Origin of the sequence: Pelagibius litoralis, assembly GCF_011683915.1 — a bacterium.
GTDB lineage: Bacteria > Pseudomonadota > Alphaproteobacteria > Kiloniellales > Kiloniellaceae > Pelagibius > Pelagibius litoralis.
This window is the reverse complement of record NZ_JAAQPH010000010.1, coordinates 56,545-68,248: the sequence shown is the minus strand read 5'-3', so window position 1 is coordinate 68,248 and position 11,704 is coordinate 56,545. Positions and strand designations below refer to the sequence as shown.

Here is an 11,704-nt window from a genome sequence, read left to right as displayed (position 1 = left end):
GGAACACCATGCGAAAGAACGATGACCGGCATGTCGCCAGGCAGTCCGTGCTCTTGGCAAGTGTGCCTGAGGACCTGGTCGAAACCATCCTGTCACATACAGAAACCCGGGCCTTCGACCGAGGCACGACGATCTTTCTTCAGGGAGAAATCGCCGAGAGTGTCTATATAGTGCTCGATGGTTGGGTGAAATTGTTCCGAATTTCGCAAAACGGAGCCGAGGCGGTGGTTGGTGTCTTTACCAAGGGCCGAAGCTTCGGCGAGGCGGCGGCATTTCAAAACGATGTCTATCCGGTGGCGGCCGAGGCCGTTACCGACTGCCGCGTGATGCCGGTGCGCGCCGGTCTCATCCTTGGCCTCATGAAGTCGCGGCCGGAGCTTTGCACGGCGATGCTCGCGTCGACCTTCAGGCATCTCCACGCTTTGGTCGCCCAGGTCGAACAGCTGAAAGCGCATACCGGCGCCCAGCGTGTGGCTGAGTTCCTGCTCGATCTCTGCCCGATTGCGGAAGGCGCCTGTGCCGTGACCTTGCCTTACGACAAAGTGTTGATCGCCGGTCGGCTCGGCATGCAACCCGAGAGCCTGTCGCGGTCTTTCGCCCGGCTGAAGGACGTCGGCGTGAAGGTCAGCCAGAACCACGCGGCTATCTCTGACGTGGCGCGCCTGCGCGGCTATGTCGACGAGGACCGCGCCGCGGCCTGGAGCCGGGTTCAATGAGCAGCCGGCTTGAGACGGTACTTGCGGCAATCGATACGGCCAACGCGGCCGATCCGTCCCTTGAGCGGGACGGCGAGAACGAAAGGCCTGCCGCTTTTCTCTATGGGCAGCGGATGTCGGCGGAACTGGGCCGCGTGTGTCCTGAAGCCTCGGAGCATCTGAAGATCGCGGCCAGGGGCCAGCACATAGAGCGTTGGAAGATGCCGCGCAGCTCCTATCCCGAGGGCCGCAAAGGATACCTCACCTGGCGCAGGGATCAGGCGGCTTTTCATGGCGAGCGGGTTGCGGCCCTGATGATCGAGGCCGGCTATGCGCCGGACGATGGCGAGCGGGTCGCACAGATGCTGCGCAAGGAAGGGATTAAGCGCGATGCGGATGTGCAGATGCTGGAGGACATCATCTGTCTCGTCTTTCTGCGCTGGTACTTCGCCGGATTTGCCGAAGGCCGTGATCCGGACCATGTTCTAAGCATCGTCGCCAAGACAGCGCGCAAGATGTCACCGGCAGGGCGGGCCCGGGTCGCTGCCGAGTTCGATCTGCCCGACAAACTGCTGCCGGCGCTTGCCGTGTGAGGCCCGTTACCGGAGCGGAATCAGGTAGAGAACCAGCAAACCGGCCATGTAGCCGCCGAGAACCATGCCGAAGCCGCGGTTCCAGAAGGGTGTGGCGGCCAATCCAAGATAACGCGACAGGATCAGGCGCGCCTTGAAGTAAGCCAGGGCAAGGATAAGGGCCCCGATGAGGGGGGTGGCAATCCCGGCACCCACCCACTGCGCCGCAAGGGTGCTGGCAAGGCTGAGGATGAGCAACCCGGCCCATCCGCGCCAAAGGCTGTCGCCGATCAATCCGATCATCGCAGAAGATAGATTACGGGGAACAGCAGGACCCAAACCAGGTCCACCATGTGCCAAAAAGCGGTTCCGGTTTCCAGATTGTTCAAGCTGTCACGCCAGGCGATCAGGCCAAGAATGATGATGCCCGCAGCGACATGGGCGGCGTGGAATCCGGTCAGCAGATAGTAAAAAGTGAAGAAGGGATGGGTCTCGGTTCCGATCCCGGCGGCTATCTTGTCGCCGTATTCGACCGCCTTTACCCAGAGGAAAAGGCCGCCGAGAAGGGCCGCCGCGCCGAGCCAGAGCCTTGCGCCCAGGCGACGGTGCGCCCTGCGCCACCGCACGGCCAGGGCCGCACAGAGCCCGCTGGTCACCAGCACGGCGGTGTTGATGCCCCCTGCGGTCCGGTCGAGCAGATCCTGCGCTTCGGCAAAGCCGCCGGTGTCTGTGGTTCTCACGGCCAGGAAGGCGGCGAGGCCCGCGCCGAACACCAGGAGTTCGCTGACGATCAGCACCCACATCATGAGATCGCCGGGCAATTCCGACAGTCGGCTTTCCGTCGCGCCTTCGCTCATGCCCCCACCAGGTGGCGGTAGATGTCCGGCAGGGCGGCCGACAGCCGGTCGGGGTGGGCAATGACGGCGTAGCCGCCACGCCCGAAGATGCGGGAGAACCACGACTTTCCTGTTGCGTCGATGGTCACGCCGAAGACCGCCTGTCCCGCGCGGCGGGCCTCGCGGATCGCCATGCGGCTGTCCTCGATGCCGTGGCGGCCTTCGTAGTGATCGAGGTCGTTGGGCTTGCCGTCGGTGATGACGAGCAGCAAACGGCGTTGTTGCGCCTGTTGGCAGAGTTCACCCGAAACGTGGCGGATGGCGGCCCCCAAACGGGTGTAGAAGCCCGGGCGAAGGCCGGCAATGCGCGCTTCCACGGCGGCGCTCATCGGATCGTCGAAGGCTTTGCAGCGAAGCAGGTAGACCCGGTCGCGGCGCAGCGAGGAAAAGGCGTTGATGGCACAGTCGTCGCCGCAGGCTGACAGCCCCCAGGCCAGCGCGGTCAATGCTTCGCGCTCGATATCGATGACGGCGCGTCCGGTGACGGCGCTCTCGGTCGATCGCGAGGCATCCAGCAGGATCGATACGGCAAGGTCGCGCGCCTGCGTGCGCGTCGCCCGCCAGATGCGGTTTGACCCCCGCCCCGTGGCGCGCAGCTCCACGTGTGAGCGCACGGCGGCCTCCAGGTCCAGGTCGTCGCCATCCGCTTGGCCGGGCAGAACGACTCGGCGCGGTCTCAAGGCCTCGAACTGGCGTTTGACCGCGCGGATACGGCGTTGCGCGCGCGGGTCGGTCGCAAAGGCGGCGGGTTCTTCGGCGGATTCTGCGTCGCTTGCCAGAACGCGGCAGTGATCGGGCAGGTAAAGCCCGCTTCGCACATCCCATTCAGGATAGAGATGGACGCCGGAAAGACGCTCACGGCTAACATCCTCAGGTGCGAGGTCTAGGTGCAGTTTCAAGCGTGTGGCGGGTGCCTTGGTGATCTGTCCCAGGGCGATCTCATCCTGATCGTCGGCGGCTTTCTTCGCGCTGTCCGGATCGTCATCGTCCACCCGGCGGTTGAGGTTGAGAAATTCAGCCCAGGAAAGGATCGCCTCGAACCTGTGCAGGATCAGACTGTCGCGGCGTTCGGCCTGATCGGCCTTTTGGCGGCGCGCGCGATGGACCCCGTCCTTGCTGTCCTGGACCGGGCCGCCGGTCTCCGGTGGGTCGAAGGTGGCGCCGGCACTGCGTGCAAGCGGCTGCAGGTCCGGCCAGAGCGGAACCGGCAGGAAGGGCCGGTATCCGCGGGGCGCCCGAAGCGCGCCGAAGTCGGCGTCAGGTTCCGCGACAAGGTCGACCAGAGCGGCCGTCAGAAAATCAGTGTTCTGGGTATCTGCTGCCGGGGGATCGGGGGGGGTGTCGTTGTCGAGAATAGTGAGAACCGTTCGTTCCACCGCCGCTTCCCAGCGCGGCAGGTTGCGGGGCCGGCGCGCTGACCGGCAGGCCAGGGCAAGCTTGCTGTAGAGGCCGTTCAAGCCCGGATAGTTTTCCAGTGTTGCCCTGGTCATCTGCCGTGCCGCCGCCAGCGCGCGCAGATCGGCGCGCAGCGGATCTTCTTCCATGATCGGCTCCGGCGCATGGGCCGTTACGGCGGCCAGCCAGAAGTACAGCGATGCATTTGCGGCGGGTTGCGGAAAATAGGCGATCCGGGCGGGAAGGCGCAGGGCCTCGCCATCAAAGGAGGCTTTCGCAACCTGCTCTTCGGCGGTTCCCAGACGGCGGCGCCAGGAGAGGCGATGGCCGCTGGTCTCCGGCACGGCGGGTTTGATCTCGACCGAATGCTTTCCGCCGAGGGCGCGAAAAAACACCGCCAGGCGCGCGCCGATGTCCTGCAGGTCGACCGCGGCTTCCTCATGGATCTCAGCAACGTCCAGCCGGCTCGCGATGGCATGCCAAAGTTTGCCGACGGTTTCCTCGGGCTCCCAGGGTTCGAAGCTGTGGTCCGGCACCGGAAAGCCTATCCGAAGACGGCGGTCACCAGGTCGAGCAGCCCGCGTTTTACGTCTTCATCGTCGGTGAGCGGCTCGATCATGGCGGCCCGGATGGCCCGTTCGACAGGCATGCCCTGTCGGATCAGGGTGGCGCAGTAGACGAGCAAGCGCGTCGAGACGCCTTCTTCCAGATCCTGTCCCTTGAGTCCACGCAGCTTGCCGGCCAGGCGCACCAGCGGCGCCACCCGCTGCGCCGGCAGGCCGCTCTCCACCGCGACGATCTCGGTTTCCTGCTCGGGGTTCGGGAAATCGAACTCGATGGCCAGGAAGCGCTGGCGCGTCGAGGGCTTCAGGGTTTTCAGGATGTTCTGGTAGCCGGGATTATAGGAGGCGACGAGCATGAAACCGCTGGCGGCCTCCAGTTCCTCGCCGGTGCGGTCGATCGGCAGGATGCGCCGGTCGTCGGTCAGCGGATGGAGCACCACGGTCACGTCCTTGCGGGCCTCGACCACCTCGTCGAGATAGCAGATTGCGCCTTCACGGACCGCGCGGGTGAGGGGGCCGTCGACCCAGACGGTCTCGCCGCCCTTCAGCAGATAGCGTCCGATCAGGTCGGTGGCCGAGAGATCGTCATGGCAGGCGACGGTGTAAAGCCGCCGCTCAAGCTGTGCCGCCATATGGGCGACAAAGCGGGTCTTTCCGCAACCGGTCGGGCCCTTCAGCAGCAGGGGCAGGCCATTTGCCTGGGCAGCGGCAAAGACCTCGCGTTCATCGCCCTGTGGAAAGTAGAAGGGGGCTGTCGCCCCCTCCTGTGTCCGATGTGCCTGCATAGTCGTCACTCCGCGGCAACCGGCCGGCTATGGCCGGGCTCGATGATCTCCTTACGCGGCATCAGCACGGCGTAGATGAAGATCAAGGCACCCAGGACAACGGCAACCCCGGCGCCGAAGCGCATGATGTAGAAGAGGCTGACCTGATCCTGCACATCCATGTAGTACTCGCCCAAGACCCTTTGCAGGTGTGTCTGTATGATGCCGGCGAAGGTAAGGACGAAGGTCATGAAGGTCATGCCGCCGGCCATCAGCCAGAACGACACCATGTTCAAAACCTGGTTATAGGGATCCCGGTTCTTCAGGATCGGGAAGGCGTAGGTGAAGATCGCCAGGTTCAGGCAGACATAGGCGCCGAAGAAGGCGAGGTGCCCGTGGGCGGCGGTGATCTGGGTGCCGTGGGTGAAGAAATTTATGCTGTGCAGCGTGTGCATGAAGCCCCAGACGCCGGCACCGAAGAAGGCCAGGGTCGCACAGCCGAGCGACCAGAGAAGTGCGGCCTTGTTCGGATGATCGCGCCGCCCCTTCCAGACCATCACAAAGGCGAAGGCCATCATGGCGAAGAAGGGAATCACTTCAAGCGATGAGAAGATCGATCCGATCCACTGCCAATAGGCGGGCGTGCCAATCCAGTAGTAGTGGTGTCCCGTGCCGAGGATGCCGGAGAAGAGCGCCGTGGCGACGATGACGTAGAGCCATTTCTCGACGATCTCCCGGTCGACGCCGGTGAGCTTCAGCATCAGGAAGGCGAGGATGGCGGCCATGATCAGCTCCCAGACACCTTCCACCCAAAGATGGACCACGTACCACCAGTACTGCTTGTCGAGGCTGAGGTTCTCCGGATTGTAGAAGGCGAAAAGGAACAGCAGCGCCAAGCCCCAAAGACCGAGCAGCAGGACGTTGGAAATGGCGGTCTTGCGACCCTTCAGCACCGTTATGGTGATGTTGTAGAGGAAGATGAGTGCCGCCACGACGATGCCGATCTTGACCCAGAGCGGTTGCTCCAGAAACTCACGCCCTTCCTGTCCGAGCAGCACATTCCCTTCAAACAGATTGAAGATATAGGTCACGACCGCACCCAGTGTGCCGATGACAAGAATGGCCAGTTGCAGGTAGGCCAGCATCGGCGAGTGGATCTCTCGCTCCGATTCTTCAGGGATCAGGAAATAGGCTGCCCCCATGAAGCCGACGATCAGCCAGACGATCAGGCTGTTGGTGTGCAGCATGCGCACGATGTTGAAGGGGAGAAGCTCGCTCAACGTGTTCGGCGCCACATAAATCCAGCCTGCGAGGAGCCCGCCGCTGACCTGGATCGCAAAGAGCGCCATGGCGACCAGGAAATAGATCTGTGCGATCTTCTGTGTTTGGTATTTCATCGCTTGATCTCCTCAACCGGCATCGTTCGGTGGCCAACCCTGCGTGTCGATTGTGTTCGTCCAGAGCAGGAATTGGGTAAGGGCGCGGACCTCGTCGTCCGTCAGGTTGAATTGCGGCATCTGGCGCCGCCCTTCGATGCCGGAGGGCTGGGAGTCCATCCAGGCTTTCATCACCTCGAAGGCGGCTTCCGGATCGTCGGTGACGCCCCAGCGTTCCATGACGTTGCCGACCTCGGGGGCGAAATAGGCCCCTTCACCCAGAATGGTGTGGCAGTTAACGCAGGCCTTGCGTTCCCAAATGCGCTTGCCTTGCGCCACGGTCTCCGTCAGGCCCGCCTTATCGGTCGATACGTTAACGATGTAGATGTGGCTGTGTATCGACAGGCCGAGGAAGATGACGATGAAGAACAACGACCCGCCGTAGAAGACGTTTCGGGCCATGGATTTCGTCATAACTTCGCGCATTACGCTCTCCCGCGAGGAGTCTTTTCCAATGGAGGCGAGAATGACCGCCGCCGCGTCCCGGGGCCTTAACGAAAGTCAAGCAGTGCCCCGGGTGCCCGGTTCGCGGTCTTTCAGCGAAAGCGGCCTAATCGAAATTTTTGAGGTAGGCGATCACATCCGCACGGTCCTGTTCTTTACGCAGGCCGGCAAAGCTCATCTTTGTGCCGGGAAGATGCTTTTTCGGCTTGGTTAGATAGGCGTCGATCTCGGCCTCACTCCACACCAAGCCTTCGGTCTTCTTTGCGAGAAAGGCCTTGGAATACTTGAAGCCCTCGACCGAGGCGATCTCGGCATCGATGATGCCGTTCAGGTGCGGGCCGACCTTGTTCTTCGCGTCCTCGCCGACGGTATGGCAGGCTTTGCATTTTCTGAAGACCTTCTCGCCCTTGGCCGGATCGCCCTCGGCCAGCGCCGGGCTTGAAAGGCAGGCGGCAAGGCCGGCGAGAGCAAGGATTCTAAAGGCTTTCATGCTGTTTCCCCCCTTTGGGTCTCTGTGGTTAAAGAAGAACTTCGAGCGATGCGCCCGGATACTGGGCGAGCGCTGCCGCAATGGCGCTGCGGTCCATCAGGCAGAAGGCCGTTGACAGGCCGTCGGCCAGCGCAGCGCGTCCGGCGGCAACCGAAACAAGACTCCATCGCCCCGCCGGCTGGCCGCTGCGCGGATCGAAGATGTGGCCGACCCGGCCGTCGGGATCGAGCAGTGTGCCGCGCGGGGCCGAGGTGGCGAGCGCGCGCTCGGCGAGTTTCACTTCTCGCACGATCACACCGTCGGGCGTGGCAACCCCGGCCCGCCAGCGACCGCCGTCCGGTCGTCTGCCGAGCGCGGCGATCTCGCCCATGTCGATCAGAACGTCGCGCAGCCCACGGGTGCGCAGCAGGGCCGCGACCCGGTCGGCGATGAAGCCCTGGGCGATGCCGTTGAAGGTCAGGGCCATGCCCTTCCGGGCGAAAGATACGCGCCCGGCGTCATAGCGCAGGTGGCTCCAGCCGCAGCGCGCGCCAGCCTTGGCGAGTGCTTCTGCCGTGGGCTGCTCTCCTCTGGCGGCGCTGATAGCGTGCAGTTCCCAGAGCGGTTGGACTGTCGGGTCGAAGGCGCCGTCGGTGATCCGGTGGAGGGCGCCCGACAGAACGAGCAGTTCCAACAACTCGGTGGGCGGCGAGACCAGCCGCCCGGTCCTGTTCAGACGGTTCAGGGCCGAACCGGGATGATGCAGGCTGAAGATCGCCTCCAGGCGGGCGACTTCCGCCTCGACCGCGGTAAAAACATCGCCGGCGGCACTGCCGGTCATGCCGACCAGGGTCATCGAAGCGCCGGCGCCGAGGGCCGCGCCGCGCCAGCGCGTCACGGGGGTCTGCGCCCAGGCCCGGCCGGGCAGGGCCGCAGCGGCTGCCGAGATGGTGAGGAAGCGCCGCCGGCTCAGGCCGTTTTTCATTGCCCATCCTCCCCTGGCAGGCCGATGTCGATGGCACCGAGAACGGCCTCGGCCGGGATCTGGTCGAGCGCCATGACGCTGCCGCCATGGCGGGCCGCGAAGGCTGCGGCGGCCTCTGGCGTGCCGAAGGGCGCAACTTCCGGCGCGCCCATTCCGCCGGTAACGTCGGCACCAACCACAAAGGTGGCGCTATCGGCGGCAACCCAGTTGGCATTCCCGGGTTCCTCCCAGCTTATGGCTTGCGCCATGTCGCTGACGTAGACGGCAGTGATCGAGGCATCGCGCTCCGGACTGATCAGATAGGCCAGGGCATCGCGCACCTGGGCGAAGAAGATCGGCTGGGGCATGCCTTCCAGATGGATCTGGGCTTTCGGCCCGTCGTGATCGGCGATCCACATCTGACAGAAATGGCTGAGGGCGGTGTCGGTGAGCGGAACCGGGTCCGGGGCCACCGCAACCTCGTCGTTGCAGGCAGCCAGCATCAGCAAAGCAAGCAGCGCGCGTTTCATGGCTCGATCCTTCCAAAGGCGATCCGTGCGAGGCCCAGCGCCAGCAGCGGCCAGAGGATGAGCGCCGCCGGGGCGGCCCAGGCGGGCAGGGCGCTGGCGGCGCCGGTCATGCCGGTCGCCAGCGCGACCCCCTCGGCGGCGGCCACATTCCACAGCCGAAAGGCATCGGCGGGGTTTACGGTCAGCAGCCAGGGGAAGACCGTGCGGGTAAAGGTGCCGCCGTCGTCGAAGACGACCGCGCCCAGCAGCCCGAGATCGTAGAGCACGACAAAGACCAGCCAGAGACCGGCGGCCAGCCCTGCGGCCCCGGTGCTGCTGCCGCCGACGGCGGAGACCGCGTAGCCGAGGGCGAGGAAAGCGCCGCCGAGCAGGATCGAGGTGCCGATCAGGCGGGCCAGTGCGGCCAGGCTCTCCGCCCCGGCGCCCCCGGCGAGAGCCGCCGTCGCGCCCGCGGCGCCGAAACCGACCATCACCGCGAAGGCCAGCACGCCAAGCTGCGCCGCGAACTTGCCGAGAAGAAGCTCGCCGCGCGAGACCGGATAGGTCATGAGCAACGCCAGCCCGCCCCGTTCCGCCTCACCCGCGATCGCGTCGAAGGCCATCAACAAGGCCAGAAGGGGCGTCAGGTAAACCGAGAGCGTGGTCATCGAAGCGACGGAGACAGTGAGCAGATCGACGCCGAGCGAACCGGTCGGCGCGGCCCCGGCGAAGGTGAGCGCCAGGGCAAAAAGGGTCATGATCCCGGTTGCCATGAAGACCCAGCGATTGCGACGGGCGATAGCGAACTCCGAGGCCGAAACAGCCAGAATACGGGACATCATCGGCGATCCTCCCCCGAATAGTGGCGATAGAGATCCTCCAGGCTCGGCGGTGCCATCTCGACATCGGCGACCAGTCCGCCCAGTGCAGTAATCCGCGCCAGGCGATCCATTTTCTCTTCCGGCCGGCAGTGAAGCTCGACAGCGGTGCCGTTCACCCGGAGTCCGCCAAGGCGTGTTTGCAGTTCCTCCGCACCATCGCGTTGCGCCGTCAGCCGCAGCCGGATCGGCAGGCCTGCCTGTGCCCTCAGCTGCTCCAAGGTGTCGTCGGCGACCAGGCGGCCCTGGCGCAGGATGGCGATGCGGTCGGTCCGCGCTTCAACCTCGGTCAGCGCGTGGGAGGCGATCAGCACGGCCGCACCGCGCGCCGCGATCTCGTCGATCACGGCATAGAGGTCATGGCGCGATATCGGGTCGAGTCCGCTGGTCGGCTCGTCGAGGAGGGCGACGCGTGGCTGCCCCAGCAGGGCCTGGGCGAGACCGAGGCGCTGACGCATGCCCTTCGACCAGGTCCCGATGCGCCGCCCGGCCGCTTCGCCGAGGCCGACGCGTTCCAGCAGCGGCTCGACACAACGCGGCGATTCGCCGGCCAGGCGGGCAAAGAGCCGTAGTTGTTCGCGCCCGCTCAGCAGTTTGTGAAAGGCGACCGCCTCCGGCAGATAGGTTGAGGCTCTGCGCGCCGCGGCGCTGCCCGGTTCGGCACCGGCAACGGTGATGCGCCCGGCGGTCAGCTTCGTCAGCCCCAGGATGAGCTTCATCAAGGTGGTCTTGCCGGCACCATTGTGGCCCAACAGGGCCACGCGCTCGCCGGGCTTCACGGTCAGGCTTATGCCCTTCAGAATTTCGGCTTTGCCGTAGCGTTTGCAGACCTTCTCAAGGGTGAGGGCAGGTTTATCCGTCATTATCGATCTCCCAATCCGGAACCGGGATCTCGACCGGCCGCATGAGCGGACGGCTGTCTACCACGCCGCCGGGCAGCAGGGCCGGAAAGGCAGACTGCGCCCAACGGACGAGCTGCACCGCCGGGGCGCCGAGCAGCAGCTTCGCCGCCGGCTGCGTCCAGAGGATGTGATCCATGCGATCATTCGGGCGGTAGGGCGCATCGGCGATGCCGTCGCCATCGACGTCATAGGCGGCAAGGTCGCTCCAATGGTTGCCGCGCCCGTTATCCGACCATTCGAGCCAGCGCGAACCGACGTACTTCACCTGGGTGCGGTTGCCGATGAAGGCATTGCCGGTCATCGCATTGCGCTCCGACCCGGCAGTGAAATGGATGCCAACCCCGCAGCGCTCGAAACGGTTGCCCTCGATCCGGTTCTTATGCGCATTGTAGAGGAAGGCGCAGCGGTTGCCGCCGCCGCGCACGAGATTGCCGGTTACCACGGAGCTGTTGGCATAGTTCAGCATGATCCCGTGGTCGCGGTCGCCGAGGGAGATGTTGTCGGTGATGCGCAGGCGCTTGGAGAACATCACCGCGAAGCCGAGATCGTTGCCGATCGAAACATTGCCGGAGACCTCGCTGTCATCGGCGTACATGTAGTGGACGGCGAAGCGCAGGTCGCGGAAGCGGTTGTTCCTGAAGAGATTCTTTTTCGAAGTGTTGACGAAGATCCCGTCGCGGCCCCATCGGATATCGTTGCCTTCGACCACGGCGCCCGGTGCGTTCCAGACGTAGACACCGTTGCCGCGCTGATTGACGCGGTGGTCGCGGCGGCCGTCGATCACATTGTCGGAAACCCGGGCGTCACGGGCGCCGTGGACGTCGACGCCGTAGAGGTTGCCGAGCAACCGGTTGCCCTCGACCACGGCGCGCGCGGCCTTGCGGCCCAGGGAGACGCCGGCATCAATGGTCTCGTGCGAAGAGCCCGAGCCGGTGATGGTCAGGCCGCGCAGTACCACGTCGGGTGCGGCAACGGTGACCACGCTGCCGGTACCGCTGCCCTCGATAGCAGCGGCACCGCCGCCGTCCAGGGTCAGCGGCCGGTCGATCATGATGGGTCCCTGGTGGCGGCCCGGCGCGAGGCGCAGGATGTCTCCTGCTGCCGCCTCTGATACGACAGTTGCAAGCGCCCCGGGCTCAGCCGGCACGTCCCGTTGTTCCGCCGCGACTGCGGCGGGCAACAGCAGAGCGGCAAGCAGAAGCCCGAGGCGCAGCATC

14 protein-coding genes are annotated in these 11,704 nt (G+C 64.9%); 2 read left to right on the top strand and 12 right to left on the bottom strand.

Features of this window, described 5'->3' with window-relative positions:
• Window positions 1–8 precede the first annotated feature (8 nt).
• Together HBA54_RS14025 and HBA54_RS14020 are read left to right on the top strand one after the other, a co-directional pair.
• Window positions 9–716, top strand: coding sequence for a Crp/Fnr family transcriptional regulator (locus HBA54_RS14025; RefSeq protein WP_167225603.1), 708 nt, complete (start codon window positions 9–11; stop codon window positions 714–716).
• Window positions 713–1,288 carry a DUF4202 domain-containing protein gene (locus HBA54_RS14020; protein ID WP_167225601.1) on the top strand — a complete coding sequence of 192 codons (576 nt, stop codon included), beginning with the start codon at window positions 713–715 and terminating at the stop codon, window positions 1,286–1,288. The genes HBA54_RS14025 and HBA54_RS14020 overlap by 4 nt, the downstream gene beginning before the upstream one ends.
• Window positions 1,289–1,294: 6 nt before the next feature.
• Here HBA54_RS14020 and HBA54_RS14015 read toward each other — a convergent pair whose 3' ends face one another.
• The 12 genes from HBA54_RS14015 to HBA54_RS13960 form a co-directional block, all read right to left on the bottom strand.
• Window positions 1,295–1,570: a nitric oxide reductase F protein gene (locus HBA54_RS14015; RefSeq protein ID WP_167225598.1), complete on the bottom strand. Its 276-nt coding sequence runs from the start codon at window positions 1,568–1,570 to the stop codon at window positions 1,295–1,297.
• Entirely contained in the window at window positions 1,567–2,124 is a 558-nt protein-coding gene (locus tag HBA54_RS14010; protein ID WP_167225596.1) for a cytochrome c oxidase subunit 3, read from the bottom strand. Before HBA54_RS14010 ends, HBA54_RS14015 begins: the two co-directional genes overlap by 4 nt.
• Window positions 2,121–4,094 carry a nitric oxide reductase activation protein NorD gene (locus HBA54_RS14005; RefSeq protein ID WP_167225594.1) on the bottom strand — a complete coding sequence of 658 codons (1,974 nt, stop codon included), beginning with the start codon at window positions 4,092–4,094 and terminating at the stop codon, window positions 2,121–2,123. Before HBA54_RS14005 ends, HBA54_RS14010 begins: the two co-directional genes overlap by 4 nt.
• An 8-nt stretch (window positions 4,095–4,102) precedes the next feature.
• Window positions 4,103–4,906, bottom strand: coding sequence for a CbbQ/NirQ/NorQ/GpvN family protein (locus tag HBA54_RS14000; protein WP_167225592.1), 804 nt, complete (start codon window positions 4,904–4,906; stop codon window positions 4,103–4,105).
• Between the two features lie 5 nt (window positions 4,907–4,911).
• Window positions 4,912–6,282, bottom strand: a complete 1,371-nt coding sequence (locus HBA54_RS13995) for a cbb3-type cytochrome c oxidase subunit I (RefSeq protein ID WP_167225590.1) — start codon at window positions 6,280–6,282, stop codon at window positions 4,912–4,914.
• Between the two features lie 12 nt (window positions 6,283–6,294).
• Window positions 6,295–6,747 carry a c-type cytochrome gene (locus HBA54_RS13990; protein ID WP_167225588.1) on the bottom strand — a complete coding sequence of 151 codons (453 nt, stop codon included), beginning with the start codon at window positions 6,745–6,747 and terminating at the stop codon, window positions 6,295–6,297.
• A 124-nt stretch (window positions 6,748–6,871) separates the two neighbouring features.
• The gene (locus HBA54_RS13985) at window positions 6,872–7,255 is read right to left on the bottom strand and encodes a c-type cytochrome (protein WP_167225587.1); all 384 of its coding nucleotides are present in this window, start codon (window positions 7,253–7,255) and stop codon (window positions 6,872–6,874) included.
• 28 nt (window positions 7,256–7,283) lie between these two features.
• Window positions 7,284–8,075, bottom strand: a complete 792-nt coding sequence (locus HBA54_RS13980) for an FAD:protein FMN transferase (protein ID WP_437126196.1) — start codon at window positions 8,073–8,075, stop codon at window positions 7,284–7,286.
• Window positions 8,076–8,215: 140 nt separating this feature from the next.
• Window positions 8,216–8,728 (bottom strand): nitrous oxide reductase accessory protein NosL, encoded by a 513-nt coding sequence (locus HBA54_RS13975; protein WP_167225584.1) that lies wholly within the window; start codon window positions 8,726–8,728, stop codon window positions 8,216–8,218.
• The gene (locus tag HBA54_RS13970) at window positions 8,725–9,549 is read right to left on the bottom strand and encodes an ABC transporter permease (protein WP_205944646.1); all 825 of its coding nucleotides are present in this window, start codon (window positions 9,547–9,549) and stop codon (window positions 8,725–8,727) included. Before HBA54_RS13970 ends, HBA54_RS13975 begins: the two co-directional genes overlap by 4 nt.
• On the bottom strand, window positions 9,546–10,448 hold the full coding sequence (locus HBA54_RS13965; protein WP_167225582.1) for an ABC transporter ATP-binding protein: 903 nt from the start codon (window positions 10,446–10,448) through the stop codon (window positions 9,546–9,548). The genes HBA54_RS13970 and HBA54_RS13965 overlap by 4 nt, the downstream gene beginning before the upstream one ends.
• A complete protein-coding gene (locus HBA54_RS13960) occupies window positions 10,438–11,703 on the bottom strand; it encodes a nitrous oxide reductase family maturation protein NosD (RefSeq protein ID WP_167225580.1) in 1,266 nt (421 codons plus the stop codon). The genes HBA54_RS13965 and HBA54_RS13960 overlap by 11 nt, the downstream gene beginning before the upstream one ends.
• Window position 11,704 lies beyond the last annotated feature (1 nt).

What these genes read in the sequence shown, in the direction of transcription:
- HBA54_RS13995 (WP_167225590.1), bottom strand. Translation starts at nt 6,282, where the DNA reads ATGAAATACCAAACACAGAAGATCGCACAGATCTATTTCCTGGTCGCC.
- HBA54_RS14015 (WP_167225598.1), bottom strand. Translation starts at nt 1,570, where the DNA reads ATGATCGGATTGATCGGCGACAGCCTTTGGCGCGGATGGGCCGGGTTG.
- HBA54_RS13970 (WP_205944646.1), bottom strand. Translation starts at nt 9,549, where the DNA reads ATGATGTCCCGTATTCTGGCTGTTTCGGCCTCGGAGTTCGCTATCGCC.
- HBA54_RS14020 (WP_167225601.1), top strand. Translation starts at nt 713, where the DNA reads ATGAGCAGCCGGCTTGAGACGGTACTTGCGGCAATCGATACGGCCAAC.
- HBA54_RS13985 (WP_167225587.1), bottom strand. Translation starts at nt 7,255, where the DNA reads ATGAAAGCCTTTAGAATCCTTGCTCTCGCCGGCCTTGCCGCCTGCCTT.
- HBA54_RS13960 (WP_167225580.1), bottom strand. Translation starts at nt 11,703, where the DNA reads ATGCTGCGCCTCGGGCTTCTGCTTGCCGCTCTGCTGTTGCCCGCCGCA.
- HBA54_RS14000 (WP_167225592.1), bottom strand. Translation starts at nt 4,906, where the DNA reads ATGCAGGCACATCGGACACAGGAGGGGGCGACAGCCCCCTTCTACTTT.
- HBA54_RS14010 (WP_167225596.1), bottom strand. Translation starts at nt 2,124, where the DNA reads ATGAGCGAAGGCGCGACGGAAAGCCGACTGTCGGAATTGCCCGGCGAT.
- HBA54_RS13990 (WP_167225588.1), bottom strand. Translation starts at nt 6,747, where the DNA reads ATGCGCGAAGTTATGACGAAATCCATGGCCCGAAACGTCTTCTACGGC.
- HBA54_RS13980 (WP_437126196.1), bottom strand. Translation starts at nt 8,075, where the DNA reads ATGACCGGCAGTGCCGCCGGCGATGTTTTTACCGCGGTCGAGGCGGAA.
- HBA54_RS13975 (WP_167225584.1), bottom strand. Translation starts at nt 8,728, where the DNA reads ATGAAACGCGCGCTGCTTGCTTTGCTGATGCTGGCTGCCTGCAACGAC.
- HBA54_RS13965 (WP_167225582.1), bottom strand. Translation starts at nt 10,448, where the DNA reads ATGACGGATAAACCTGCCCTCACCCTTGAGAAGGTCTGCAAACGCTAC.
- HBA54_RS14025 (WP_167225603.1), top strand. Translation starts at nt 9, where the DNA reads ATGCGAAAGAACGATGACCGGCATGTCGCCAGGCAGTCCGTGCTCTTG.